This window comes from Rhodanobacter sp. UC4448_H15, from assembly GCF_052978265.1.
The window spans coordinates 849,736-876,567 of record NZ_CM129665.1 but is presented as its reverse complement, the minus strand read 5'-3'; the positions used below and the strand labels follow the sequence as shown (position 1 = coordinate 876,567).

Genomic DNA, 26,832 nt, shown 5'->3' with positions numbered 1-26,832 from the left:
GCACGGGACCGCGCGCAACGCCGGCCAGCGCTGCTAGATTGCGCCGATGCCGTTGCCCGATCACCCCGCCCGACTCGCCCTCGCCACCTGTACCGCGCGCCCCTGGATCGACCCGGACGACGCGCACCTCGCCGCCACGCTGGCGCAACTCGGCGTACCGCCGACGGTGTGCGTGTGGAACGACGCGCAGGTCGACTGGTCGGCATTCGACCTCGTGCTGATCCGCACGATCTGGGACTACCACAAGCACCCCGCGGCGTTCGGGCAATGGCTGGATCGCCTCGACCGGCTCGGCGTCGCCATGTTGAACGACAGCCGCCTGCTGCGCTGGAACAGCGACAAGCGCTACCTGTTCGAACTCGCGCGCCTGGGCGTGGCGACCATCCCGACCCGGCTGGCGCACGGCAGCGAACTGGCGCGCGTGCTGGCGTCGATGCCCGGCGCGTCGGTGGTGGTCAAGCCGACGATCAGCGGCGGCGCGTGGCAGACCCTGCGTGGCGAGGTCGGCGACGATGCGTTCGCCGCGTCCGTGGCGCAGTTGCCGACGGCGCTGGATTACCTGGTGCAGCCGTACCTTTCCGAAATCGCCGGCGCCGGCGAGTGGTCGCTGCTGTATTTCGGCGGCGAGTACAGCCACGCCGTCATCAAGCGCCCCGCCGCGGGCGACTACCGCGTGCAGGACGAACACGGCGGCCGCAGCGAACCGGCGGTGCCCGATGCCGCGACGCGCGCCGCGGCCGGGCGCGCCCTGGCCGCGCTCGCTGTCGCGGGCCACGACGTGCCGGCGTATGCGCGGGTGGATGGCGTGGTCAGCGGCGGGCGTTTCGTGCTGATGGAACTGGAGCTGATCGAACCGTCGCTGTTCCTCGCCGGGCAACCGCAGGCGGCCGAGCGCTTCGCGCACCTGCTGGCCAACCATCCTGCGCTTCGGCGTGCCGCGCTATCTTCGCCCAGCCATTGAAGCCAACCACCGGAAACCTTGCTGCATGACCGTCAACGATCCGTCCACCGAGTCCGTGCAGGAAGCCGGTGCGCTGCCTCGCCACACCACGCCGACCTGGGAGGTCGAACTGCTGATCTCCGGCGTGGCGGTATTCGCCATGCTGCAGCTGCCGGGCTGGCTGGACGAGCGCTTCTTTGCGCTGATTCCACGTTTCGACAGCGATTCGGCCGGGATGCTGGCCGTCCTGTATGTGTATCTGAAATCCGCCTCCCTGATCCTGGCGATCACCTTCATGCTGCACCTGACCCTGCGGGCACACTGGATCGCGCTGGTGGGCATGCATTCGGTATTCCCCGACGGGGTACACTGGGATCGCCTGCGCATCGGCCCGATCCGCCGCACCCTGGAACAACAGCGGCTGGGCTCGACCAGCGACGCGATCGAGCGCAGCGACAACCGCGCCACCATGGTGTTCGCTCTGGGCGTGACGCTGGGCACCTTGATGCTGGTGTTCAGTCTCGTCGCTGGCGCGGTGTGCGGCGCGATCACGGCGCTGCGTTGGACAACGGGTATCCGTCTCGATCTCGTCTTGGTGCTGATCAGCATGCTCGCCGTGTTTCTGCTGCCGTTCCTGGCGGCGCATCTGCTCGATCGCCGGTTCGGTGCAGCGCTAGCCGAGACCAGCTGGCAGCGCCGTGCACTCACTCGGATGTACCGGGTCTATGCCCGCACCGGCGTGGGCGGCTCCTACGTGAGCGTGCTGGTATCCAGCCGGACGGGCGAGGTACGTGCGGCACTGCTGGTGGCGCTCGTCTTCGTCCTTGCTAGCGGCGGCGCCAGCTTGGGTCTGATCACGCTCAACTCGCCCGGCTGGCTGGGCAACTACGCAAGGTTCCCGTACTTCACCGACGGCAGCCACACAATGAGCTCGTCGTACTACGACGACCAGCGCGACGTGGTGCACAGCAAGCTGGTGCCGTTCATCCAGAGCGACGTGATCACCGACCCATACCTGCGGCTGGTGGTGCCCTACCAACCCGACCGCGACGACGACGCCCTTCAGCGCACCTGCGCACCCATGCTGGCGCTGGCCGACGCGCAAGCACGCGCGGAGGGCACCTTGGTTTGCCTGGGCAAACTGCACGCGGCGACGCTCGACGGCAAGCCCATCCCGGGCCTGCGCTACGAATCGGGCAGCGACGCGCGCGCCCGGCGACCGGCGCTGGTGGCGATGATCGACTTGCGCGCACTCGCGCCGGGCCGCCACGAACTGCGCGTAATGCGCGCACCCGCCAAGCCGGGCAGCAAGCGCCGACGCGACCAGGCCAGCGAGTACGTGATCCCATTCTGGCGCTGAACGCCACGCCGTTGCTGCGTACAATGCCAGGATCCACTCGTCACGCCGTGCCGGCGACTGCCTGATGCCAGCGCCCCGGAAAATCCTGCACATCGACATGGATGCGTTCTACGCCTCGGTGGAGCAGCGCGATGATCCCGCGTTGCGCGGCAAGCCGGTGGCGGTGGCCTGGCGCGGCGCGCGCTCGGTGGTGTGCGCGGCCAGCTACGAGGCGCGCGTGTTCGGTGTGCGCTCGGCGATGCCGGCGATCAGCGCCGAACGCCTGTGTCCGCAGCTGGTGTTCGTGCCGCCGGACTTTGTGCGCTACAAGGCGGTGTCGCGACAGATCCGCGAGATCTTCGCCCGCCACACCGACCTGATCGAGCCGCTGTCGCTGGACGAGGCCTACCTCGACGTCACCACCACGAAAACCGCGCTGCCCTCGGCCACCGCCACCGCCGAGGCGATCCGCACGGCGATCCGTGCAGAGACCGCACTGACCGCCTCCGCCGGCGTGGCGCCGAACAAGTTCCTGGCCAAGATCGCCTCGGACTGGAACAAGCCCGACGGCCTGTGCGTGATCCGCCCGCGCCAGGTGCTGGACTTCCTCACGCCGCTGCCGGTGGGTCGCCTGCCCGGCGTGGGCAAGGTGATGGAGGGCAAGCTCGCCGCGCTGGGCATCGCCACCGTGGGGGAGTTGCGCGCGCTCGCCGTCGCCACGCTCGAGTTGCGTTTCGGGCGTTGGGGCCGGCGCCTGCACGAGTTGGCCCACGGCATCGACGAGCATCCCGTGCAGCCGGAGCGACCCACGCTGCAGATCTCCGCCGAGGACACCTTCGAGCACGACTTGCCGCTGGACGAGCTGGAGCCGCACATTCGCCGCCTGGCCGACAAGGCGTGGAGCGGCTATCAGCGCGAACGCGAACGGGTCGCCCGCACCGTCGTGCTGAAACTGAAAACGGCCGACTTCCACACCCTGACCCGCAGCCTCACACCGCCGCAGCGGCCACGTTCGGCACGCGAGCTGGGCGAGATCGCCTGCACGTTGCGCGAGCGCGTGGAACGCCCGACGACCACGCGCTATCGGCTGGTCGGCGTGGGGCTCGCCGGTTTCGTCGACCGCGACAGCTACCAGGCACAGACGGACCTGTTCGACACCGCCACGTCCTGACCCGCACGCGGGAGCGGCTAACGGGATCGCGGGGGTTGCGCCTAGGAGAACGCGATGCTGGCGATCGCGCCGTTGGCGTCGGTGCGCGGGCGCATCGCGACATCCCAGCCATACAGTTCGCACAGGCGGCGCACGATCGCCAGGCCCAGGCCGGCGCCGCTGCCGCCGGCGCCCTCGCCGCGCACGCCGCGCTGGAACAAGCGCTCGGCTTCCTCCGGCTTGATCCCCGGGCCGGTGTCGATCACCTCGACGCCGCCATCGCCGACCACCACCTGCACGCTGCCCTCCAGCGTGTACTTGATCGCGTTGCCGATCAGGTTGGTCAGCGCCACCGCCAGCACCGAGGCCGGCGCGTTGACGCTGACCGCGCCGCGCACGTCCAGCTCGATCGTCAGCGGCTTGCCGCGCATCTGCGGGCGCTGGCTCTCGATCACGTCGGCGGCGACCTTGCCGACGTCGGTGGTCTCGCCGCGGGTGGGGCCGCGCCGCTCGGCGCGCGACAGCAGCAGCAGCGCCTCGATCAGCTCGGTGGCCTGGCGCGAGGCGCGCTCGATCCGCTTGAGCCGTTCGGCCAGCTTGGGCGTGAGGTCGGGCGAACCCTGCAGCAGCTCGGTGGTGCTGGCGATCACCGCCAGTGGCGTGCGCAGTTCATGGCTGACGTCGGAGTTGAACTCGCGGTCGCGCTCGACCATCGCGGTGAGCCGCGCCGAATACTCGTCCAGCGCATGCGCCAGCTCGCCCACCTCGTCGTCGGCGAAATGCGGCGCCAGCGGCTCGGCCTTGCCGGCCCTGCGGAAATCGCGCAGGCGGTTGGCCAGTTCGCTGACCGGCTTGAGCACCTTGCGCGACAGCCACACGCCGATCGCCAGCGAGAGCACGCTGAACAGGAACACCACGAGCACCAGCGCGGTGATGAGTTGACGCTTGCCCAGTTCCTCGCGACTCACGTCGTAGCGCACGAAACCTATGATGCCGTCCTTGCGCCGCACCGCCAGCTTGTAGTGCCGGGGGCGACCCTGTTCGTCCACGTCGTTCATGTCGTAGACACCGGTGGAAAGCCCCTGCCAATCCAGCGGTGCCTTGTAGATGGTGCGGTCACTCCACAACCAGGCGTCGATCAGTTCGGAGCTGGCCTGCTGGTCGGGGTGCGCGATCACCTTGTCGACCGCCTGGTCCACGTCGTGCTGCAGCGCCGACACCACCAGTTGATCCTCCACCTTGGCGCGCACGTACAGCGAGGCCACGGCAAACAACGCGCTGAGGCCGAAGCCGAACAGCGCGAAGGAGACGATCAAGCGGTAACGAAGCTTACGCCTGGACTGCATCCGGCTCGACCATGCGGTAGCCAATGCCGTGCCGCGTGTGGATAAGCGGCTTGCCGAACGGCTTGTCGATCGCCGCGCGCAGGCCGTGGATGTGCACGCGCAGGGAGTCGGAATCGGGCAACTCCTCGCCCCACACGCGCTGTTCCAGGTCCTGCCGGGTGACCACCGACGGGCTCGCTTCCATCAGCGCCTGCAACAGCTTCAGGCCGATCGGGTTCAACTGGATCGACTTGCCCTCGCGATTCACGGTGAGCGTGTCGAGGTTGAAGGTAAGGTCGGCCACCTTCAGCACGCGGCTCTGCGGGCCCTTGCCGCGGCGCGCCAGCACCTCCAGCCGCGCAGCCAGCTCCTGCAGCGCGAACGGCTTGGTCATGTAATCGTCGGCGCCGGACTCGAAGCCGGTGAGCTTCTGTTCCAGCGCATCGCGCGCGGTGAGCATCAGGATCGGGGTCTGCTTGTGTGCCTCGTGGCGCAGCTTGCGCGCCACCTCCAGGCCATCCATGCCGGGCAGGGTCAGATCCAGCACGATCACGTCGAAATCGTGCACCACCGCCAGGTGCAGCCCGGTCACGCCGTCGCCGGCGAAATCGACCACGTTGCCGCGGTCCTCCAGGTAATCGCCGATGTTGGTGGCGATGTCGCTGTTGTCTTCTATCACCAATACGCGCATGTGCCACTCCTGCACAACCGGCGCCGGGCCGGTGGGATTGCCAGCTTAACAAGCTTGCGTGAACGCGGCGCTGAAAGATGGCGACTTTCAATCTCCCGGCCATGGCGAGGACACGGCCAGAGCATGGCGAGGGCATGGCGAGGGCATGGCGAGGGCATGGATACCCGAGTTTAGGCAATGCATGGAGCAATTGCCCGATGCCCGAGTTGAGGCAATGCATGGAGCAATTGCCCGATGCCCGAGTTGAGGCAATGCCGGAGCAGTGGCCCGATGGCCGCACGCGGATCGGGCACACCGGTGCCTGGTTCGCGTGAGCAAGTCCGGGCTCGTACCGGGCTTGCGACAGAAGAAAGCCACGGGAAGTGGCCTTCTTCCCGGGGTCTCCAAGAAAAAGGCCCAGATGCACGACTCGCCGTCGCCCACCTGGACCCAAACAACTGCCCCGCTACCATCACCTGCCATCCATCACGGGCTCACCCGCCGACAGACAACGCGGATCTTATAGCGAGATGCAGGTTAGATGCCGGTTAACTCCCGCGCCGGGCCACGTGCCGTTCGAGATGACCCACGATCGCACCGGCCACGTCGACACCGGAGGCAGCCTCGATGCCTTCGAGTCCGGGCGAGGCGTTGACCTCCAGCAGCAGCGGGCCGCGCCGGGAGCGCAGCAGGTCGACGCCGGCGATGCCCAGGCCCAGCGCGGCGGCGGCCTTGACCGCGAGGCGCTTCTCCTCCGCGCTCAGGTTCGCCGCCACCGCGCTGCCGCCGCGGTGCAGGTTGGCGCGGAAATCGCCCGGGCTGGCCTCGCGCTGCATCGCTGCAACCACTTTCCTGCCGACCACGAAGCAGCGGATGTCGCTCCCGTTCGCCTCGGCGATGAACTCCTGCACCAGGAAATTCGCGTACAGGCCACGGAACGCCTCGATCACGCTCTGCGAGCCGCTGCGCTTCTCCGCCAGCACCACGCCGGTGCCCTGGCTGCCTTCGTTGAGCTTGATCACGTGCGGCGGCTCGCCGAGCAGGGCCAGCACGTCGGCGGTGTCGTCCGGGTTGTCGCCGAACACGGTGACCGGCATGTCGATACCCTGCGCGGCGAGGATCTGCAGGCAGCGCAGCTTGTCGCGCGCGCGCAGCACCGCATCGGACGGGTTGGGCGTGTACACGCCCATCATCTCCAGCTGGCGCAGCACCGCGGTGCCGTAGAACGTGGTGGAGGTGCCGATGCGCGGAATCACCGCGTCAATGTCGCGCAGCGGCTTGCCGTTGTAGCGGATCGCCACCGCGCCGGGCGCGATGCGCACGTAGCAGCGCAGCGGATCGAGCACGCGCACCACGTGGCCGCGCTCGCGGGCCGCCTCGACCAGGCGCTTGGTCGAATACAGCCGGGTGTTGCGCGACAGGATGGCGATCTTCATGCGGGGCTCGCGACGTCCGTGGCGGGTGTCGGCCACGGCGAGGGTTGGGTATAGGAAAGCGAGGGGTCGACGACGAAACGCCCGGCCAGCGCGGTGCGCCCGAGCAGCAACGGAAACAGCATATGGCGGCGATCGGTGAGGTTGATGTCAACAATGAAGCGCATCCCCGCCAGCTCCACCTCACTGCGGATGAACCAGCGCTCGGAGCGGCGCCCGCCGGTGTCGGTGACCATGCGCCGGTCCACGGCGCGGGCCTCGGCGTGCACCACCGGTGTGCGTCGTCCGGGATGCAGCGAGAAGCGCAGCCACACCTCGCCGTCGCGCCGGAACGGTTCCAGCGTGTCGACATGCAACGAGCTGCTGCGCGCCCCGGTATCGAGCTTGGCCTTGAGCCGCGCGATACCCAACGCCGGCAGGGCGAGTCGCTCGCGCCAACCCAGGATCACCAGCCGTGCAGCGATCGGATCCGCCATGGTTCGAGACAGTTCGCAAATCGCGGGATCGGGGAGTGGAGCGGGTGAAGGGAATCGAACCCTCGTCAGTAGCTTGGGAAGCTACAGCTCTACCATTGAGCTACACCCGCCGGTGGGTCGGCGCATGGTAACCCGTGCGCCGCGTGCTTTGGAACTGCCGGCGCGGCCCAATGGCGGCTTAACCGCGAATGGCCGGCGGCTGAACCGGCGGCGGTCGCCGCGTCTGCGCCTAAGGTTGGCCTAACGTTGTCCATGCACATAATCCACACGCGACCGCCGATGCGCCCCCGCATCGGGCACCGGCGCCCACCGTTCACAGGGGAGACCGTCATGCGGATCTTGGCCAGACTGTTCGCTTCACCTTCGCGACATGCCGTGTTGCTCGCGCTCGGCCTGCTGCTCGCCGGCATCGGCGCCGCCCATGCGCAGACGGCCGCTGGCGACGACGGCTACGCGCCGCCGAGCCGGGTGGCGCGGCTGTCATGGTCCAGCGGCGACCTCGGCCTGCTGCCGGCCGGTGCCCGCGACTGGAGCGACGCCAGCGTCAACCGCCCGCTGACCACCGGCGACAAGCTCTCCAGCGGCGACGACGCGCGCGCTGAGCTGGAACTGGGCGGCGCCACGCTGCGGCTCGACCAGCGCACCGACATGGGCCTGCTCGACCTGGACGAGCAACTGGCGCAGATCGAACTGACCCAAGGCACGCTGAGCCTCAGTGTGCGCCAGCTCGAGCAGGGCCAGAGCTACGAGATCGACACGCCGACGGTGGCGCTGGTGATCGACCAGCCCGGCCGCGTACGCGTGGATATCGACCGCGGCGCCACCCGCGTCACCGTGTTCGACGGCAAGGCCACCGTGTACGGCGAGAACAACACGCAGCGCGACGTGTTCGCCGGGCGCAGCTACCGCTTCGTCGACTCCGACCTGGCCGCCATCGCGATCAGCGACATCGACGGCGGCGACGATTTCGACGCCTGGGTGGACCAGCGCGACCAGCGCTATGCGCAGTCGCGCAGCGGCCAGTACGTCTCGCCCGAGGTGGTCGGCTACCAGGACCTGGACCAGTACGGCGAATGGCAGGACGACAGCGACTACGGCGCCGTGTGGTATCCGAGCAACGTCGCCGTGGGCTGGGCGCCTTACCGTGACGGCCACTGGGCCTACATCGCGCCGTGGGGCTGGACCTGGATCGACGCCATGCCCTGGGGCTACGCGCCGTACCACTACGGCCGCTGGGCGCACACCCATCGCGGCTGGGGCTGGATCCCCGGGCCGCGTTACGCGCGGCCGATCTACGCACCGGCACTGGTCGCCTTCATCGGCGGCGGCGGTTTCTCGGTGGGCATCGGCAGTGGTCCGGTCGGCTGGTTCCCGCTCGGTCCGGGCGAGGTCTACAACCCGTGGTACCGCTGCGATCGCGACTACTACCGCCGGGTCAACGTCAACAACATCCGCGTGACCCGGCACATCACCCGCGTGATCGTCGACGATCGCGTCGCCAGCCATTACGACCGCTACCGCAACAACCGGCCATTCGACGAGCACTACGCCAACCGCTACGCGCCGCGAGGCATTACCGCGATGTCGGCACGCGAGTTTGCCGCCGGTGCCGGCGTGCAGCGCCACCAGGTCAAGCTCGATCCGGCCCGGCTGGCGTCGACCCGGGTGGCACCGCGTGGCGTCGACATGATCCGTCCGCTGCCGCGCAACGCGATCGACCAGCGCAGCGGGCACGTGCGCCAGCTGCCCACCGGCGGCTTCCAGCGCGAGGTGGTCGCCCGCCGCGCGCCGCCCATGGTGGCCGCCGAGCTCGCCCACCGGCCAGGCGACGGGCGAGTGCAGCCGCGACCGGTATCGAATGTGCGCGTGCTGAATCCCCGCCGCGCCGAGATGTCCGCGACGGCGGTCGCCGATCGGCCCCGGCTGCCGGCGCGCCGCGCTGACGACGCCGCCACGCTGCCGGTACCCGAGCGCGTGAACCGCGCCACGCCGATGCCGCGCGAGGAACTGCGCTCGGCACGCTACGCCCACCCGCAGGAGCGTCGGCGCGATGAATCGGCGGCGATGCCGCGACCCGGGGTCAGCTACATCAGCCCGGCCGCGCGCAGCGAACCCTCGCTGCCGCGGGTGGCGCCGATCCGCCGCGCCGATGCCGACGGGCAGGCCATGCCGGAACGCCGCGCCCGCATGCCGGAGTCGGTGGACAACCCGCCGCGCGCGCGTCCCGAGTCGCGCATCGAGCGTGCGCAGATGAGCCGCCCCAACTTCGAACGCGAGCAACCGCGCGAAGTCGCCCGCCCGACCTTCAATCGCGAGCAACCGCGCGAGATCGCCCGCCCCACGTTCACGCGCGAGCAACCACGGCCGCAGCCGATGCAGCGACAGGCGCCGCCGCCCGCGCCGACACCGCGCTATACGCCGCCGCCGCGGCGCGAGGCGCCGCCGCCGGCGCGCGCCGACGCGCAACGCTTGCGGCAAGCCGACCCCCGCAAGGATCACCAGCGCTGAGCTGACCCGATGACGGCCACGACGGGCGATGGAAAGCCCGCCCGCGCCGACCTGCTAAAGTCTGCCGCCCGCGGCGGGCGCGCGCCTTCGCCCGCTCCTGCCGGCGACCTCGTGGCGCCGGCCACCTGCTGGCCCCTGGACCCTCGCATGACCGCTGGCGACACCGACAACCTGCCGGCGCACCTGCGCCGCATCCGCAGCTTCGTGCTGCGCGAGGGGCGCATGACCCCGGCGCAGCAGCGCGCCTTCGACACCTTGTGGTCGCGCTATGGCCTGGACTACGCCGGCACCCCGCGGGACCTGGACGCCAGCTTCGGCCGCCATGCGCCACGCGTGCTGGAAATCGGCTTCGGCAACGGCGAGGCGCTGGCCTGGGCCAGCGAGCACGACCCGGCGCGCGACTATCTCGGCGTGGAAGTGCACGGGCCCGGCGTCGGCCGCCTGATGAACGCACTGGCCGCGCGCGACGCCGACAACGTGCGCATCTACAAGCACGACGCGGTCGAGGTGCTGGAGCACGAAATCGCCCCCGCGACGCTGGCCGAGGCGCGCATCTGGTTCCCCGACCCCTGGCACAAGAAGCGCCATCACAAGCGCCGCCTGATCCAACCCGGATTCGTCGCCCTGCTCGCCTCGCGCATGGCCTCCGATGGCCTGCTGCACTTGGCCACCGACTGGCAGCCCTATGCCGAGCACATGCTGGAGGTGATGGAAGCCGCGCCCGGCTGGCGCAACGCCATCGCCCCCGGCGCATACGCCGACAAACCCGAGTGGCGCATCGAGACACACTTCGAACGGCGTGGCTTGAAGCTGGGGCACGGGGTGCGGGATCTGCTGTACCGAAAGGCTTGACCCCACCCCAACCCTCCCCTGTTTCGCGAGGGAGGAAGTGCAACAGGCGCGTCGGGATGCAGACGAGATCCGCGCTGTGGCCGGCCAGCGGATATTTATTGTCAGCGGAACTCGTGGCCGGCCAGGTGGCGGCGGCGCAGGAAGTACCCAAGGCGGCACCCGGCGTCGGTACTCCCAGCCTCCCTCTGCCAGCAGGGGGAGGAGCCAGAATCGGTACGCCCATGCCGCCGCGCCGCATTCTCCCTGTGCCGCTCTTGCCCTCCGATTCACCAGCTCGCGCGCGGGCCCGCTTATACTCAAGCGATCCATCCAGGGACGAATCGTCGCAGCGTGAAGCTTCCACTGCCATCGCCTGACCACTTGCGCGCGTCGCCCCCGCGAGACCTGCGCTGATGGGCCTGTCGCTCACCCCGGAAATGATCCTGGTGCTGGGCCTGGCGGGCTTCACCATGCTGATGCTGGTGCTGGACTGGATCCGCGCCGACATGGTGGCGCTGCTGGTGGTGGTGGCCATCGGCCTGATCGGGCTGATTCCCGCGGACAAGGTGTTCGACGGCTTCGCCGGCAACGCGGTGATCTCGATCATCGCCATCATGATCATGGGCGAAGGCCTGGATCGCGCCGGCGTGCTCACCTATACCGCGCGCGTCATGATGCGCATGGCCAACGGCGTGGAATCGCGCCTGAGCCTGGTCATCAACGTGGTGGCCAGCCTGTTCAGCGCGGTGATCCCCAGCCAGGCGCTGGCGGCCCTGATGATCCCGATCAGCAGCCGACTCGCCGCGCGCACCGGCGTACCCATCTCGCGGCTGCTGCTGCCGATGGCGTTCTGCATCTTCACCGCCACCAACACCACGCTGATCGCGAACTCGCCGCTGATCATCCTCAACGACCTGATCGCCAGCGCCAACCTCAACCTGCCGCCGGGCGCGCACACGATCCCCAAGTTCGGCCTGTTCAGTGTCACGCCGATAGGCCTGGTGCTGGCCGCGGTGGGCGTGGCCTATTTCTATTTCTTCGGACACAAGCTGTTGCCCGGGCACGAGGACGAACGCCTGAAGGTGACCCCCGGGCGCACCGAAAGCTACTTCGCCGAGACCTACGGCATCGGCGGCGAGACCGCCGAGCTCACCGTCACCGCGGAAAGCCCGCTGGTGGGCATGAGCATCGGCGAAGCCGAAGCGCTGCACCAGGCGCCATTGATCCTGGCGATCAAGAGCGGCAACGAGTCACGCATGGCGCCGCCGGCCGATCACGTGATCTGGGTCGGCTCGGTACTCGGCGTGCTCGGCCCGCGCGAGCAGTTGAACCGGTTCGCCAACAACCAGCTGTGCCGGCTGTCCACCCGCATGCGTCAGTTGGGCGAATTGTTCAACCCCACCCGCGCGGGCATTTCCGAAGTGGTGATTCCGCCGGTGTCGCGCTTCATCAAGCAGACCGTGGCCGACCTGCGCCTGCGCAAGCGCTTCGGCATCTCGGTGCTGGCGATTACCCGCGGCGACCAGGTGTTCCGCGACGACGTGCGCGGGGTCAGCCTGCGCGCCGGCGACACGGTGGTGCTGCACAGCAACTGGCGCGACCTGGCGCTGGCCGCCGAGGACAAGGACCTGGTCGTGGTCACCGACATCCCCAAGGAGGAGCAGCGCCCCGGCAAGATCTGGCAGGCGGTGGGTTTCTTCCTGATGGCGCAGGGGTTGGCGCTGTTCACTCCGCTCGACCTGTCGCTGTCGATGATGGCCGGTGCGATCGCGATGCTGCTGACCGGCGTGCTGAACATGGACGAGGCGTACAAGGCGATCAACTGGAAGACGATCTTCGTGGTCGCCTGCCTGATCCCGCTGGGCTGGTCGATGGACGCCACCGGCACCGCCGCCTGGCTTGCGCAGCTGGTGTTGACGCATCTTGGCGGCGTCGCGCCGTGGGTGCTGCAACTGTGCGTGGCGTTGCTCACCCTGCTCTTTGCCCAGGTGATGTCCAACGTGGGCGCCACCGTGATGATGGTGCCGGTGGCGATCAGCGTGGCGGTGGCCACCGGCGCCAATCCGGCGGCCTATGCGCTGATCGTGGCGGTGTCCTCCTCCAACACCTTCCTGATCAGCGCCGGCCACCCCGCGCTGATGATGGTCACCGGCCCCGGTGGCTACAAGGGCAAGGATTTCCTGCGCGTCGGCGCGCCGCTGACGGTTCTGATGCTGGTGGCGACGCTGCTGATGGTGAACCTGATGTTCCGCTGAGCAGCCGGGATTCGGGAGTCGGCGAACTTCAGGGCAGCGCGGCGGGATCGAGGCAGATGAAGCCGTCGACCACCCGCAGCGGCACGGCGCGCAGTGACTGGCCGCGGCAGGGACCGCCGGTGCACAGGCCGTCGGCCTGGTTGAAGACGGCGCCGTGCACCGCGCAGATCAGGCTGGCGTTCTTCAGCAGGAACTTGCCCGGCGCGTAGTCGAGCCGGTTGCCGGCATGCGGGCAGATGTTGAGATAGCCGTTGACCTGCTCGCCCCGGCGCAGCAGGATCAGGCTCTCCTCGCCATCGGCCAGCATCGCGTCCACCGCGGTGGCGCCGCCATCGGGTACCTGCTCCAGTGCGCATACGGCATGCGCCTGCGACGATCCGGTCTCGTTCACTGTATCCATCGGCACTTGCCTCGCGGTTCGCGAGGCCCCATCGTGGTAGCGTAAGTCGTTGATTTTACCACACGAGTTTTTAACACATGCGCCTCTACCTGCATTCCATGCGTCGCCCACGCCATCCGCTGGCGCGCTTCCTGTCGCTGCTGCTGGGTCTGGCCGTGATCGGCGTGCTGCTGGTGTTCGGCCTGGTGGTGGCCGGCGTGCTGTTGATCGGCGGCGTGATCGTGCTGGCGATTCGCCAGTGGAAGCAGGCGCAGGCACCCGCCGGCGTGCCGACCCAGGGCCCGGCGAAGCCCCAGCCGGCGGTGCTGGAAGGCGAGTTCCGGGTGATCCGCCAGGGGCGTCCCGTCACGCATTGAGGCGCACGTGCGCGCTTACCCGCGGCACGGGGATAATGCGGCTCCCCCACCCGATACTTCCCCATGTCCGAGATCCCCGCCTCCCTCGCGGCCGACGCGCCGCGCCGCCTGACCGATCCCCGCGTCCTGATCCCGCTGGGGTTGTTCGCGCTGTACGTGATCTGGGGTTCGACCTATCTGGGCATCCGTTTCGCGCTGGAAAGCTACCCGCCGTTCCTGCTCGCCGGCGTGCGCTTCCTCGGCGCCGGCATCGCGCTGTACGGCTTCCTGCGCTGGCGCGGGATGGCGCCGCCGACACCGCTGCAGTGGCGCAACGCGGCAATCACCGGCCTGCTGCTGCTCGGCATGGGCAACGGACTGGTGTGCTTCGCCGAAGAACGGGTGAGCTCGGGCATCGCCGCGGTGGCGGTGGCCAGCATGCCGCTGTTCGCGGCGCTGTTTTCCGGCATGTACGGCGAGTGGCCGCACCGGCGCGAGTCGATCGGCCTGGCGATCGGCTTCGCCGGCGTGATCGTGCTCAACCTGGGCAGCAGCCTGGCCGGCTCGTCGCTGGGCGCGGCCGCCCTGCTGCTGGCCGCGGCGGCATGGGCGTTCGGCTCGGTGTGGAGCCGACGCCAGATGATGCCGCCCGGCCCGATGAACACCGCCGCGCAGATGCTGTGCGCCAGCCTCGCCCTGCTCGTCGTGGGCTTCGCCAGTGGCGAGCACCTGCCCGCACACCCGAGCACCCGCGCCACGCTGGCACTGGTCTACCTGGCGGTGTTCGGTTCGATCATCGCGTTCAGCGCCTACCTGTACGTGCTCAAGCACGCGCGCCCGGCGCTGGCCACCAGCTACGCCTACGTCAACCCGCCGGTGGCCGTGCTGTTCGGCGTGCTGCTGGCCGGCGAACACGTGGGGCCGTTCGACCTGGCCGGCATGGCGATCATCCTGGCCGGCGTGGCGGTGATCACGCTCGCCAGGACACGGCGCGTGGCGAAACCGTAGGAGCCCGCTCGCAGGCGATGCTCCTGCTCTGGCGAATCCCGAATCCCTGCCCCAAGAGCATCGCCCGCGAGCGGGCTCCTACCCCTGATGGTGCGCTCGACCATGGTCGGCTTGCCGGCACGGCTGCCGCGGCGCGACGATGACCCGACCACGGCGGAGAACGGCATGAACGCATCGCAAGACGGCTGGATGGCGCGCGCTGCCCTGCGCAGCGCGGCGTGGGCGGAGCGCTGGTTCCCCGATGCGTGGGTGTTCGCCGCGCTGGGCGTGGTGCTGGTGGCGCTGGCGACATTCGCGTTCGGGGCCACGCCGACGGCGACGGTCAACGCCTTCGGCGACGGCTTCTGGAGCCTGATCCCGTTCACCATGCAGATGGCCTTCGTGGTGATCGGCGGCTACGTGCTGGCCACTGCGCCGGTGGTGGCGCGCTTCATCGACGTGCTGGCGCGCGCGCCGCGCACCGGACGCGGCGCGATCGTGTACGTCGCGTTTGTGAGCATGCTCGCGTCGCTGCTTTCCTGGGGTTTCTCGCTGGTGTTCGGCGGGCTGCTGGTGCGCGCGCTGGCGCGGCGCGACGAGCTGCACATGGATTACCGCGCGGCGGGTGCGGCGGCGTATCTCGGCCTGGGCGCGATCTGGGCGATGGGGTTGTCCTCGTCGGCGGCGCAGTTGCAGGCGAACCCGGCCAGCATGCCGCCGGGCCTGCTCGCGATCACCGGCGTGCTGCCCTTCAGCCAGACCATCTTCCTGTGGCAGTCGATCGTGCTGACCGCGGTGCTGATCGTGGTGTCGCTGCTGGTGTGCTGGTTCACCGCGCCGTCGGATGCGAACGCGCGCACCTCGAAGGATTTCGACATCGGCGAAAGCTCGACGCCCGCGTTGCCGCCGCGCACGCGCCCGGGCGAATGGCTGGAATACAGCCCGCTGCTGGCGCTGGCGATCGGCCTGCTGGGGCTGGGCTGGCTGGGCCACGAGTTCGCGACCAAGCCGGCGGTGACCGCGATCGCCAACCTCAATACCTACAACTTCCTGTTCCTGACCGCAGGGCTCCTGCTGCACTGGCGCCCGCGCAGCTTCCTCGACGCGGTGCATCGCGCCGTGCCGAGCACCGCCGGCGTGCTGATCCAGTTCCCGCTGTACGGCGGCATCGCCGCCCTGCTCACCCACGTGCCCGGCGCCGACGGCTCCACCCTGGCGCACCGGTTGTCGAACCTGTTCGTGCACATTGCCGGGCAGGAAAGCTTCCCCGCGGTGATGGGCGCGTACTCGGCGATCCTCGGCTTCTTCGTGCCCTCCGGTGGCGGCAAGTGGCTGGTCGAGGCGCCGTACGTGATGCAGGCGGCGAACGACCTGCACGTGCACCTGGGCTGGGCGGTGCAGGTATACAACGCGGCCGAGGCGCTGCCCAACCTGATCAACCCGTTCTGGATGCTGCCGCTGCTCGGCGTGCTGGGGCTGAAAGCGCGCGACGTGGTCGGCTACACCTTCGTGCAACTGGTGGTGCACGTGCCGCTGGTGCTGGGCATGCTGTGGCTGCTGGGCATGACGCTGGACTACGTGCCGCCGGTGATGCCGTAGCCGGCAGGGCGGGAGCGCGCCATGCGCTCCCGCCGTCGACGCTATAGCTCGCGCAACGCCGTCGTCACCGGCAATCGCGCCGCGCGGACCGCGGGGAACAGTCCGCCGATGAAGCCGATGGTAAGCGCCCACAACAGCCCCACCCACAGCAGTTCGGCGGAGACCTTGAGCTCGAAACTGAGCTTGCCGACCGAACCGGCCGCGAGTGTGGACGCGCTGTAGCCGTTGAACACCAGCCACGCCAGCAAGCCGCCGATCAGGCCGCCGAGCAGCGCAAGCAACATGGTTTCGAGCATCACCGCCACCACCACCGGCAGCCCGCGGAAGCCGATCGCCCGCAGCGTGGCGATCTCGCGCGCCCGTGCCGCGACCGCGGCGAACATGCAGTTGAGCGCACCGAAGATCGCGCCGATCGCCATGATCGAGCCGACCACGATGCCGATGATGGTCAGGAAGCTGCTCATGCCTTCGGACTGCTTGCTGAAATAGTCGAGCGTGGTGCTGACGTCCACCTTCAATTGCGGATTCGCTTCCAGCGTGGCCTTGAAGGCATCGAATGCGCCAGGATCGGCCAGCTTCACGGTGACCGATGCGCGGCTGCTGCCACGGCGGTAGGTATCGGCCACGACGCCGGCATCGCCCCACACTTCCGAATCCATCGAGTCGCCGGAAGCAAACACGCCGACCACGGTCCACAGCTGGCTGCCGAGACGGACCTGATGGCCTGGCTCCAGCCCGGCGAATTGCCGCGCGGCGCCCTTGCCGACGATGAGCTCGCGCATGCCTGGGGTGAACTTGCGGCCCTCGACGATCTTCAGGTTCGGCCGCACCGCCCAGGCCTGGTCGCTGACGCCGCGCAGTTGCACGCTGCCCTCTTCGTCCGGCTGGCCACCCTTGATCGGCAGGTTCGCGGCCACCACCAGCTCGGGCGAGGCGATCGGCTGGCCCTTGGCGTCCTTGGCGATGCCGGCGGTCTGCGGGATCAGCGTCACGCTGTCATGGTCGAGCACCGACATCACCTCGGAGGCGGATGCGCCGCGCATCACGATGGCCGTATCCGTGCTGCCGGTCTTGCTCAGCGTCTCGCGATAGCCATCGCTCATTGCCAGCAATGCCACCAGCACCGCCACCACGCCGGCGATGCCGATCACGATCACCGACGACATGCCAAGCCGCTGGCGCAGCGTGCCGATGCCGACCGCGGTGACCGAGATGGCCTGCCTGCCCTGGCGGGCGAACAGCATCCACACGGCGAGCAACACGACCGAAAACACGGTGAGTGCGGAGAAAAACAACATCAGGGAATGCAGGAACATGGTCGTTCTCCTCAGCGGCCAGCCAATGCATCGACGATGTTCAGGCGCATCGCGCGCATCGCGGGCAAGGCACCGACCAGCAGGCCGGCGGCGATCATCAACAACAAGCCGCGCAGCCAGATGCCGGCATCCACCGGCGCCATCGGAATCGCGCCGCCCATCGCCGCATGCACGCCACCGACCACCAGCATCGCCAGCGCCAGACCCAGCACGCCGCCGAGCAGCAACAGCAGCACCGATTCGGCCAGCACCATCGCCAGCACGCTGCGGCTGGAGAAGCCGATCGTCTTCAGCACCGCCAGTTCGGACGTCCGTTCGCGCACGGCCTGCATCATGGTGTTTCCCGACAGCAGCAGCAGGGTGAAGAACACCGCGCCCATGATCGAGGTGACGATCAGGCCGATATCGGCCAGCTGCTTCATCCACGATGCGGTGGCGGCGGCTTCGGTCTGCGTGCGCGTCTCGTGATCGGAGTTGGCCGAGATGGCATCGATCGCCTTGGCCACGCGATCGGCCTGGTTCACATCGGTGACGCGCGTGACGTACCAGCCAACCTGGCCGCGGTTGTATGGCGTGGTCTCGTCGAAATACTTCCAGTTCAGCAGGAACATCTGGTCGTAGAAGCCGCCGGACTTCTTGTCCTTCGAATGCAGGATGCCGACGATGTCGAAGGTCCAGTTCTTGCTGCCTTCATGGTTGGGAAAGATGGTCGACTGCATCGGGATCTTGTCGCCCACCTTCCAGTGGAACCGCTGGGCCAGTTTTTCCCCGACCAGCGCGCCGGTGCGGGTGGTTTCGAACGCCTTGCGCTCGGCCGGACTCACTTCCATCTCCGGATAGAGGTCGAGGTAGTTAGGTTCCACCGCGAAGCTGAAGACCTGGTTGTGCGGGTCCTGGTATGCGCCGCCGAACCAGTTCGCATAGGTGACCATCTTCACGCCCGGCACCTGGGCGATCCGCGCCTCCAGCGACTGCGGCAGGGTCTGGATGAAGGACAGCCGCGAGCCGGTCTGCAGCCGCTCGGCGCCGTTGGCGCTGTTGCCGGCCTGGTCGAAACCCGTGCGCACCGCATCGAGCATGCCGAACAGCAGGAACGCGGCAATGATCGACACCAGCGTGAGTATCGTGCGGGTCTTGCGCCGGAACAGCGCAGCCCAGATCAGATGAAAGTATTTCATCGCCGTCTCCTCACGCCGCGGCCTGTTCGACCAGGGTGCCCTTGTCCAGATGCAGCGTGTGGCTGGCGTATTCGGCGGCCTTCGGATCGTGCGTGACCATCACGATGGTCTTGCCGTGGTCACGGTTGAGTTGCTGAAGCAGGCCGAGCACGTCCTCGGCGGACTGGCGGTCGAGATCGCCGGTCGGCTCGTCGCAGACCAGCAGGGCCGGGTCGGAAACGATCGCGCGTGCGATCGCCACGCGCTGCTGCTGGCCACCGGACAGTTCGCTCGGCTTGTGGCTGGCGCGATCGGAGAGGCCGACCAGTTGCAGCGCGATGGCCGCGTTCTTCTTGCGCTGTGCGGCCGAAAGCTTCGTCAGCAGCAGCGGCAACTCGACGTTGCGCTGGGCCGAGAGCATCGGCATCAGGTTGTAGAACTGGAAGATGAAGCCCACGTTCGAGGCGCGCCATTTCGCCAGCGCGCCGCCGCCGAGCTGGTCGATGCGCTGGCCGCCCACGCGGATGCTGCCGGCGCTGGGCGTGTCGAGCCCGCCGATCAGGTTGAGCAAGGTGGTCTTGCCGGAGCCCGATGGCCCCATCAGCGCCAGGAAATCGCCTTCGGCGATGTCCAGGTTGACGTGGTGCAGCACTTCGACTTTCTGCTTGCCGCGCGTGTAGGTCTTGGCAAGGTCGTGGATCTCGATCAATGCGCCCATGGTGGATCTCCAGTGAACATGCTTGCAGGAGTTGTGAATCGAATTACGGCTTCTTCGTCTGGACGGCCGAGCCATCGTGCAGTTCGGCCGGCGGCGAAACCACCACGCTGTCGCCCGGCTTCACCGCGGCCGGCAACAGGCGGAACTCGCCATAGGCCTGCGCCGCCGGGCTCACCGTGCGCTGGCGCACCGCCTCGCCGTCGACCACGAACACCACGCTGCGGCCATCGCGCCGCACGACTGCAGTGGCCGGCACCAGCACGCCCTGCGGCAGCGGCGCGCTGGCGCCTTGTTTTTCTTCCAGGAATGACACCCGCGCGCCCATGTCCGGCACCACGCGCGCATCCTTCCTTTCCAGCGCCACGCGCACCTTGATGGTGGCCTTGCCACGATCCGCGGTGGGCACGATGGCGACCACGTGGGCAGGAATGCGCCAGTCCGGATACGCATCCAGCACCGCTTCGGCCGACATGCCCGGCTTCACGCGGCCGATGTACGCCTCGTTGACGTCGACGTCGACCTCCAGCGAACCCATGTCGACGATGGTGCCCACGCCGGTGCGGGTGAAGCCGCCGCCGGCGGAAAGCGGCGAGATGATTTCGCCCACCTGCGCGTCCTTGGTGGTGACCACGCCGCTGAACGGCGCGCGTACCACGGTGTAGTCGAAGTTCACCTTCGCCACATGGGCCTGCGCGTCGGCGGACCTGGCCTGCTGCCGCTGCGAATCCAGCTGGGCACGCAGGCTGTCGACCTGGGTCTGTGCCTGTTCGGCACTCTGTTTCGACACCAGGCCGCGGGCGGCCAGCGACTGCAGCCGCGCCGCATCGTGCACGCTCTGCGCCAGCTGCGCCCGGTTCTGCGCGACCAGTGCATGGGCCGCGTCCGCCTGCGCCCGCGCGGCCGCCAGGTTGGCCTTGTACCCGCTGTCGTCCAGCCGGGCCAGCACCTGGCCTTGCGTCACGTGATCGCCTTCCTCGATCAATACGGCGGTCAGCGTGCCGGTGATCTGCGCCGACACCGTGGCCTGCCGCCGCGCGGTGACGTAGCCGGTGGCCTGCAGCACCGCGCCGGCTTCGCTGTTGGCCGTGGGCGCGACCGCAGTGGCCGTCTGCACGGCCACCGCACGATGCCCGAGCAGCATCCAGCCCGCGCCACCGAGCAGCACCAGCACCGCAATCAGCCCTCCGGCGATCCATGGCCAGCGGCCACGACCATCACCATGGTCCTCGCGCTGGTGGCGTTCGATGCGCAGTTCTTTCAACAGTTCATCGTTATCCACATCCATCCCCGTTTTTTACGGCTGCCCAGTGACGACTTCCAGCATGGACGACGTGGCTGCGCCCTGCCATGGCACAGCATCAATCATCGTTGGTGACAGCTGTCACCTGCCACCGTGCCGAGACCGGCGCCATCAAGCATTGACGAACGAGGTCGGGTGGAATCGACACCCTGCAGCACTGTCGCAGCGGCCCTGCTGCGGTTCCCCCGCCATTGCGCCGCCCGGCTTTGCTACGCTTGCCGACATGAACTACATCCTTGCCGCACCCACCATCCCCAGCCTGCCGGTCATCGGCAGCGACCAGCGCTTTCCGGTCCGCCGGGTGTTCTGCATCGGCCGCAACTACGCCGAGCATGCGCGCGAAATGGGTGCCACGGTGGACAAGGCCGCGCCGATGTTCTTCTGCAAGCCGGCCGACGCGGTGGTGGCCGATGGCGGCGACGTACCCTACCCCACCATGACCGCCGACCTGCACCACGAGGTGGAGATGGTGGTGGCGCTGGGCGCAGGCGGGCGCGGGCTTGAACCGGCGGCCGCGGCCGCGCTGGTGTGGGGCTACGGCGTGGGCCTGGACCTGACCCGCCGCGACCTGCAGGCGCAGGCCAAGGCGAAGGGCCATCCGTGGGACGTGGCCAAGGGCTTCGACCATTCCGCGCCGGTCTCCGCGCTGTGCCCGGCGGCGCGGGCGTACGTGGACGCGGACACCGTGCTGCGCCTGCACGTCAACGACGCGCTGCGCCAGCAGGCGCGCCTGGGCGAGATGATCCACGACGTGCCGCACATCCTCGCCGCGCTGTCGCGGTTGTTCGAACTGAAACCCGGCGACCTGGTATTCACCGGCACGCCCGCCGGGGTGGCGGCGCTCCAGCGCGGCGACCGCTTTCACGCCGAGCTGGTCGGCGTGGCCGAACTGGCCGGACAGATCGTCTGAAACCGCGTTTCGCTGCCTGTCCTGCGCCCTCACGCTGCGCTAAAGTCCCCCCTGCCATCTGGCAAAACCCGGGGAGAAACGCATGAGCATGCTGCAGGAATTCAAGGCGTTCGCGATGCGCGGCAACGTGATGGACATGGCCGTCGGTATCGTCATCGGCGGTGCGTTCGGCAAGATCGTCAGCTCGCTGGTCAGCGACGTGATCATGCCGCCGATCGGCTGGATCACCGGCGGCATCGACTTCTCCAAACTGAAGTGGGTGATCAAGCCGGCCGACGACAGCGATCCGGCACACAAGATTGCCGAGGTGGCGATCAGCTACGGCAGCTTCATCAACACCATCATCACCTTCATCATCATCGCGTTCGCGATCTTCATGGTGATCAAGGCGATGAACCGCATGCAGAGGAAGCAGGAGGAGGCGCCCGCCGCGCCGCCGGCCGACGTCGCCCTGCTCACCGAGATTCGCGACCTGCTGAAGAACAGACAGCCGTGACCCGCCGGCGGTAGCGGCCCTGGTCGCTGCCGCCGCCCATGACTTCTGGCCTAAGCACGACCCGGCCGCCACGCCATAATCGGGGTTTCCTCCGCGGAGTGCCCCGATGCGCCGTCTCCCCCTCACTTTGCTCGCTGCCGGCCTGCTGCTGGCCGGCGGCATCGCCAGCGCCGCCACCACGATTCCCGCCACGGCCGTAAAGACGGCCGAACAGTTGCGCGACCAGGCGCTGCACGACGGCACCGCCATGGCCGTGGTGACCTCGCTCACCACCGAGGTGGGGCCGCGCCTGGCCGGCAGCGGAGCCGACTTGCGCGCGCGCCAGTGGGCGCTGGCGAAGTTCAAGGCGCTTGGTTTCGACAAGGTCTACAGCGAGCCGGTGACGTTTCCGCTGTGGCAGCGCCGCAGCGAGAGCGGTGCCATCGTGGCCCCGTTTCCGCAGCCGCTGGTGCTCACCGCACTGGGCTATTCGCCTGCCACGCCTGCGGGCGGACTCACCGCGCAGGTGGTGAAGTTCACCAGCCTCGATGCGCTCAAGGCGGCCGACCCGGCCAGCGTGAAGGACCGCATCGTCTACGTCGACTACCGCATGCATCGCCAGAAGGACGGCCACGACTACGGCATGGGCTCGGCCGTGCGCACCACTGGCGCGGTGATCGCCGCGGCCAAGGGCGCCGCCGGCTACCTGCTGCGCTCGGCCGGTACGGATGAGCACCAGCGCATCGCACACACCGGCGTCACCGGCTTCCGCGACCCGAAAGCCCGGGCAATTCCCGCCGCCGCGCTGTCCAACCCCGATGCCGACCAGCTCGATCGCGTGCTCGCCTACGGCAAGCCGGTGACGGTGCGGATGGATCTGGATTGCGGCATCGTCGGCGAATACACCGGCGCCAACGTGATCGGCGAGATCACCGGTCGCAAGCATCCGGACCAGGTAGTGGCCATCGGCGGCCATCTCGATTCGTGGGACCCGGGCACCGGCGCGATCGACGACGGCGCCGGCATCGCGATCACCATGGCCGCGGCCAAGCTGATCCGCGACCTGCCGCAGCGCCCCGACCGCACCATCCGCGTGATCGCCTTCGCCAACGAGGAAATGGGCCTGTGGGGCTCGCGCGCCTATGCGCAGAAGCATGCCGGCGAGGTGGCGAAGTTCCAGCTCGGTACCGATTCGGATTTCGGCGCTGGCCGGATCTGGCGCATGAGCGCCAGCGTGAAACCCGAGGCGCGCGGCGCGATCGCACAGATCGCCAGCGTGCTGGCGCCGCTGGGCGTGGCCTACGACGCCAGCCGCCCCGGCGGCGGCGGCTCGGACCTGTCGCAGATGCACGCCCGCGGCATGGCCGCGCTGAGCCTGACCCAGGACGGCACGCATTACTTCGACTGGCACCACACCGCCAACGACACGCTGGACAAGATCGACCCGGCCGACCTGGCGCAGAACGTGGCGGTCTACGCGGCGTGGGTGTACATGGCGGCACAGGCCGATGGCGACTTCGGTTCGGCGCCGGGTGCGTTCGCCGAGGACGGCACCGGCGAATGATGCCTGGTTGCCCCGCCGCAACGGCGGGGGAGACCGTTCCTCAGTCGGCAGCCAGTTGCGGCGCCTTGCGCTTTCGCCCGAAGCGCTGCTGCAGGCGATCCATGTACAGGTAGATCACCGGCGTCAGGTACAGCGTGAGCACCTGCGACACCAGCAGGCCGCCGACGACGGCCAGGCCCAGCGGCCGCCGCGCCGAGGCGCCGGCGCCGATGCCCAGCGCGATCGGCAAGGTGCCGGCGAATGCCGCCATGGTGGTCATCATGATCGGGCGGAAGCGCACGTGGCAGGCCTCGACGATCGCCTGCATCGGCGCCATGCCCTCGACGCGCTGCCGCTCCAGCGCGAAGTCGATCAGCATGATCGCGTTCTTCTTGACGATGCCGATCAGCATCACGATGCCGACGAAGGAGAACAGGTCCAGCGGCGCGCGGAAGATCATCAGCGTCAGCAGCGCACCGACGCCGGCGGCCGGCAGGCCGGACAGGATCGTCAGCGGGTGGATGAAGCTCTCGTACAAGATGCCCAGCACCAGGTAGATCACGAACACCGCAAGCACCAGCAGCAGGCCCATGCCCTGCATCGAATCCTGGAACGCCTGCGCGGTGCCCTGCACGCTGCCGGTGATCGTCGCCGGCAGGTGCAACTGCGCCATCGCGCCGTCGATGCGGCTCACCGCCTGGCTCAGGCTGACCCCGGGCGCCAGGTTGAAGGAGATCGTCACCGCGGGCAGCTGGCCCTGGTGGTTGACCGTGAGCGGGCGCGCCGTGCGCTGGAAGCTGGCCACCGCGCTGAGCGGCACCAGCGCGCCGCTGCCGGAGGTGACGTACAGCTGCGACAACACCGCCGGATCATCCTGCAGCGCGTAGGCGACCTGCAGGATCACCCAGTACTGCGTGGCCGAGCCGTAGATGGTGGAGACCTGGTTGGCGCCGAACGCCGCGCCCAGCGCCTTCTGCACCTGGCGCATGGTGAGGCCCAGCGGCGCCAGCCGGGCGCGATCGACCTGCACCGCGATCGCCGGGCCGTTGAGGTCCAGGTCGCTGGTGACGTCCTGGAAACCGGGCAAGGCGCCGAATGCGCGCTCCACCTTGCCGGACGCCGCGTACAGCGCATCCAGGTCGACCGACTGCAAGGTGTACTGGTATTGCGCCTTGGACTGCCGGCCGCCGACCTGGATTGCCGGCGGGTTCTGGATGTAGGCGCGGATGCCGGGGATGCGGGCGAACTTCTGCCGCAGCTCCTGGATGATCTGCGCCGGATCGAGCGCACGCTCGGAGGCGGGTTTCAGGCGCAGGAACATGGTGCCGTTGTTGGTGGTCGCGCGCGAGCCGCCGCTGCCCACCGACGACATGAAGCTGTCGATGTTCGGGTCCTGCGCCACGATCGCAGCCAGTTCCTGCTGGCGCGCCTTCATCGCGGTGATCGAGATGTCGTCGGGCCCTTCGACGTTGACGATCAGCTGGCCGGTGTCGCCGGCCGGGATGAAATCCTTGTCGACCAGCACGAACAGCGCCGCGGTGGCCAGCAGGCTGGCGAAGAACACCCCCAGCACCACGCGCGGGCGCTGCACCGACCACGCCAGCGAGCGGTTGTAGCCGTCGCGCACGCGGTTGAAGCCCTGGTCGAACCAGCGCACCACGCGTGATTTCTCCGCGTGCCCGCCATGCTTGATGAAGCGGCTGCACAGCATCGGCGTCAAGGTGATCGAGACGAAACCGGAGATCAGGATCGCGGTGCTGATGGTCACCGCGAACTCGTGGAACAGCCGGCCCACGATGCCGCCCATGAACATCACCGGCAGGAACACCGCCACCAGCGAGATCGTCATCGAGAAGATGGTGAAGCCGATCTCCGCGGCGCCTTTCAGCGACGCCTCGTACGGATCCATGCCGTGCTCGACGTGGCGCACGATGTTCTCCAGCATCACGATCGCGTCGTCCACCACGAAGCCGACCACCAAGGTCAGCGCCAGCAGCGAGAGGTTGTCCAGGCTGTAGCCCAGCGCGTACATCACGCCGAAGGTGCCGATCACCGAGACCGGCAGCGCCAGCGCCGGGATCAGCGTGGCCGAGGCGTTGCCGAGGAACAGGTAGATCACCAGGATCACCAGCACGCCGGCCAGCAGCAGGGTGTACTGCACGTCGTCGACCGAATGGCGGATCGATTCCGAGCGGTCGTACAGCACGCCGAGCTTGACCGACGGCGGCAGGCTGGCCTGGAACTGCGGCAGCACCTGGCGGATGCGGTCCACGGTGGCCACCGTGTTGGAGCCGGGCTGGCGGTCGATCGCCAGCACGATCGCGCGCTTGCCGTCGAACCAGCTGGCGACCTGGTCGTTCTGCACGCCGTCGCTGGCGTGGCCCAGCGCGGACAGCCGGATCGGCGCGCCGTTGCGATAGGCCACCACGATGTCGTTGTACGGCGCGGCGCGCTGCAGCTGGCCGTCCGAACTGACCTGCAGCAACTGCCGGCTGCCGTTGAGCGAGCCGGTGGCGAGGTTGACGTTGGCGTCGGCGATGGCCTGCTGCAGCGTGTCGATGCCGATGCCGTTGGCGGCCAGCTTGTTCGGATCCACGCTGATGCGCACCGCGTACTTCTGCGAGCCGAACACGTTCACCTGAGCCACGCCGTCGACCATCGACAGCCGCTGCGCCAGCTGGGTCTCGCCGTACTCGTTCACCGTCGACAGCGGCAAGGTGTCCGAGCTCAGGGTGAGATACAGGATCGCCTTGTCCGCCGGGTTGACCTTGCGGAACGTGGGCGGGGTCGGCATGGTCGTGGGCAGTTGCCGCTGCGCGGCCGAGATCGCCGCCTGCACGTCCTGCGCGGCGGCGTCGATGTTGCGGTCCAGGCCGAAGGTCAGCGTGATCGAGGTCGAGCCCAAGGCGCTGGTCGACGTCATCGTGGAGATGCCGGCGATGGTGGAGAACTCGTTCTCCAGCGGAGTGGCCACCGCGGTGGCCATCGTCTCCGGCGAGGCGCCGGGCAGCTTGGCGCTGACCGAGATGGTGGGGAAATCCACGTTCGGCAACTCGTTCACCGGCAGCTTCGGATAAGCCACCACGCCGAACACCACCAGGGCAACCATCAGCAGCACGGTCATCACCGGCCGGCGGATGCACAGCGCAGGCAGGTTCACGGCCC

General features: G+C 68.6%; 22 protein-coding genes and 1 tRNA gene. 12 read left to right on the top strand and 11 right to left on the bottom strand.

Features of this window, described 5'->3' with window-relative positions; all coding sequences use genetic code 11:
• The first annotated feature begins 46 nt into the window (after window positions 1-46).
• The 3 genes from ACVCMI_RS03785 (at window position 47) to dinB (ending at window position 3,450) form a co-directional block, all read left to right on the top strand.
• On the top strand, window positions 47-961 hold the full coding sequence (locus tag ACVCMI_RS03785) for an ATP-grasp domain-containing protein (RefSeq protein ID WP_447097398.1): 915 nt from the start codon (window positions 47-49) through the stop codon (window positions 959-961).
• A 25-nt stretch (window positions 962-986) separates the two neighbouring features.
• Window positions 987-2,300: a hypothetical protein gene (locus tag ACVCMI_RS03780; RefSeq protein ID WP_447097399.1), complete on the top strand. Its 1,314-nt coding sequence runs from the start codon at window positions 987-989 to the stop codon at window positions 2,298-2,300.
• A 64-nt stretch (window positions 2,301-2,364) separates the two neighbouring features.
• Complete coding sequence (gene dinB, locus ACVCMI_RS03775; RefSeq protein ID WP_447097400.1) at window positions 2,365-3,450, top strand: DNA polymerase IV; 1,086 nt, start codon at window positions 2,365-2,367, stop codon at window positions 3,448-3,450.
• A gap of 41 nt (window positions 3,451-3,491) precedes the next feature.
• On the opposite strand, the gene ACVCMI_RS03770 is transcribed toward dinB, so the two are convergent.
• From ACVCMI_RS03770 to ACVCMI_RS03750, 5 genes are all read right to left on the bottom strand, one after another.
• Window positions 3,492-4,775 carry a sensor histidine kinase gene (locus ACVCMI_RS03770; RefSeq protein ID WP_395116069.1) on the bottom strand — a complete coding sequence of 428 codons (1,284 nt, stop codon included), beginning with the start codon at window positions 4,773-4,775 and terminating at the stop codon, window positions 3,492-3,494.
• Window positions 4,759-5,445 (bottom strand): response regulator transcription factor, encoded by a 687-nt coding sequence (locus ACVCMI_RS03765; protein ID WP_395116067.1) that lies wholly within the window; start codon window positions 5,443-5,445, stop codon window positions 4,759-4,761. The genes ACVCMI_RS03770 and ACVCMI_RS03765 overlap by 17 nt, the downstream gene beginning before the upstream one ends.
• A 527-nt stretch (window positions 5,446-5,972) precedes the next feature.
• Window positions 5,973-6,860 (bottom strand): 30S ribosomal protein S6--L-glutamate ligase, encoded by an 888-nt coding sequence (gene rimK, locus ACVCMI_RS03760; protein ID WP_447097401.1) that lies wholly within the window; start codon window positions 6,858-6,860, stop codon window positions 5,973-5,975.
• A complete protein-coding gene (locus tag ACVCMI_RS03755; RefSeq protein ID WP_395116057.1) occupies window positions 6,857-7,333 on the bottom strand; it encodes an ATP-dependent zinc protease family protein in 477 nt (158 codons plus the stop codon). Before ACVCMI_RS03755 ends, rimK begins: the two co-directional genes overlap by 4 nt.
• 36 nt (window positions 7,334-7,369) lie before the next feature.
• A tRNA-Gly gene (locus ACVCMI_RS03750) sits at window positions 7,370-7,443 on the bottom strand.
• 265 nt (window positions 7,444-7,708) lie between these two features.
• Here ACVCMI_RS03750 and ACVCMI_RS03745 point away from each other — a divergent pair.
• From ACVCMI_RS03745 to ACVCMI_RS03735, 3 genes are all read left to right on the top strand, one after another.
• Window positions 7,709-9,841: a DUF6600 domain-containing protein gene (locus tag ACVCMI_RS03745; protein ID WP_447097402.1), complete on the top strand. Its 2,133-nt coding sequence runs from the start codon at window positions 7,709-7,711 to the stop codon at window positions 9,839-9,841.
• Window positions 9,842-9,988: 147 nt separating this feature from the next.
• Entirely contained in the window at window positions 9,989-10,693 is a 705-nt protein-coding gene (gene trmB / locus ACVCMI_RS03740; RefSeq protein ID WP_447097403.1) for a tRNA (guanosine(46)-N7)-methyltransferase TrmB, read from the top strand.
• Between the two features lie 392 nt (window positions 10,694-11,085).
• Window positions 11,086-12,927 (top strand): SLC13 family permease, encoded by a 1,842-nt coding sequence (locus ACVCMI_RS03735; protein WP_395116033.1) that lies wholly within the window; start codon window positions 11,086-11,088, stop codon window positions 12,925-12,927.
• A 28-nt stretch (window positions 12,928-12,955) separates the two neighbouring features.
• Here the strand turns inward: ACVCMI_RS03735 and ACVCMI_RS03730 are convergent, their stop codons facing one another.
• Complete coding sequence (locus ACVCMI_RS03730) at window positions 12,956-13,327, bottom strand: Rieske (2Fe-2S) protein (protein WP_395116031.1); 372 nt, start codon at window positions 13,325-13,327, stop codon at window positions 12,956-12,958.
• A gap of 77 nt (window positions 13,328-13,404) precedes the next feature.
• Between ACVCMI_RS03730 and ACVCMI_RS03725 the strand changes: the two genes are divergently transcribed.
• The 3 genes from ACVCMI_RS03725 to ACVCMI_RS03715 all read left to right on the top strand — a co-directional run bounded on the left by ACVCMI_RS03725 (window position 13,405) and on the right by ACVCMI_RS03715 (window position 16,248).
• Entirely contained in the window at window positions 13,405-13,683 is a 279-nt protein-coding gene (locus tag ACVCMI_RS03725; protein WP_447097404.1) for a hypothetical protein, read from the top strand.
• Between the two features lie 63 nt (window positions 13,684-13,746).
• Window positions 13,747-14,670, top strand: coding sequence for a drug/metabolite exporter YedA (gene yedA, locus ACVCMI_RS03720; protein ID WP_447097405.1), 924 nt, complete (start codon window positions 13,747-13,749; stop codon window positions 14,668-14,670).
• Between the two features lie 189 nt (window positions 14,671-14,859).
• The gene (locus ACVCMI_RS03715) at window positions 14,860-16,248 is read left to right on the top strand and encodes a short-chain fatty acid transporter (RefSeq protein WP_447099493.1); all 1,389 of its coding nucleotides are present in this window, start codon (window positions 14,860-14,862) and stop codon (window positions 16,246-16,248) included.
• A gap of 41 nt (window positions 16,249-16,289) precedes the next feature.
• Here the strand turns inward: ACVCMI_RS03715 and ACVCMI_RS03710 are convergent, their stop codons facing one another.
• From ACVCMI_RS03710 to ACVCMI_RS03695, 4 genes are read right to left on the bottom strand one after another with little or no spacing between them, the layout of a single operon-like run.
• Window positions 16,290-17,564 (bottom strand): ABC transporter permease, encoded by a 1,275-nt coding sequence (locus ACVCMI_RS03710; RefSeq protein WP_395116025.1) that lies wholly within the window; start codon window positions 17,562-17,564, stop codon window positions 16,290-16,292.
• A gap of 11 nt (window positions 17,565-17,575) precedes the next feature.
• The gene (locus ACVCMI_RS03705) at window positions 17,576-18,742 is read right to left on the bottom strand and encodes an ABC transporter permease (RefSeq protein ID WP_395116023.1); all 1,167 of its coding nucleotides are present in this window, start codon (window positions 18,740-18,742) and stop codon (window positions 17,576-17,578) included.
• Window positions 18,743-18,752: 10 nt separating this feature from the next.
• Window positions 18,753-19,439 (bottom strand): ABC transporter ATP-binding protein, encoded by a 687-nt coding sequence (locus ACVCMI_RS03700; protein WP_447097406.1) that lies wholly within the window; start codon window positions 19,437-19,439, stop codon window positions 18,753-18,755.
• 43 nt (window positions 19,440-19,482) lie between these two features.
• Window positions 19,483-20,724, bottom strand: coding sequence for an efflux RND transporter periplasmic adaptor subunit (locus tag ACVCMI_RS03695; RefSeq protein WP_447097407.1), 1,242 nt, complete (start codon window positions 20,722-20,724; stop codon window positions 19,483-19,485).
• Window positions 20,725-20,962: 238 nt separating this feature from the next.
• On the opposite strand from ACVCMI_RS03695, the gene ACVCMI_RS03690 reads away from it, so the two are divergent.
• The 3 genes from ACVCMI_RS03690 to ACVCMI_RS03680 all read left to right on the top strand — a co-directional run bounded on the left by ACVCMI_RS03690 (window position 20,963) and on the right by ACVCMI_RS03680 (window position 23,688).
• Entirely contained in the window at window positions 20,963-21,649 is a 687-nt protein-coding gene (locus ACVCMI_RS03690; RefSeq protein ID WP_447097408.1) for a fumarylacetoacetate hydrolase family protein, read from the top strand.
• Window positions 21,650-21,731: 82 nt separating this feature from the next.
• Window positions 21,732-22,145: a large-conductance mechanosensitive channel protein MscL gene (mscL, locus tag ACVCMI_RS03685; protein WP_395116015.1), complete on the top strand. Its 414-nt coding sequence runs from the start codon at window positions 21,732-21,734 to the stop codon at window positions 22,143-22,145.
• 106 nt (window positions 22,146-22,251) lie between these two features.
• On the top strand, window positions 22,252-23,688 hold the full coding sequence (locus tag ACVCMI_RS03680; protein ID WP_447097409.1) for a M20/M25/M40 family metallo-hydrolase: 1,437 nt from the start codon (window positions 22,252-22,254) through the stop codon (window positions 23,686-23,688).
• Window positions 23,689-23,728: 40 nt separating this feature from the next.
• Here ACVCMI_RS03680 and ACVCMI_RS03675 read toward each other — a convergent pair whose 3' ends face one another.
• A complete protein-coding gene (locus ACVCMI_RS03675) occupies window positions 23,729-26,827 on the bottom strand; it encodes an efflux RND transporter permease subunit (protein ID WP_447097410.1) in 3,099 nt (1,032 codons plus the stop codon).
• Window positions 26,828-26,832: the final 5 nt, after the last annotated feature.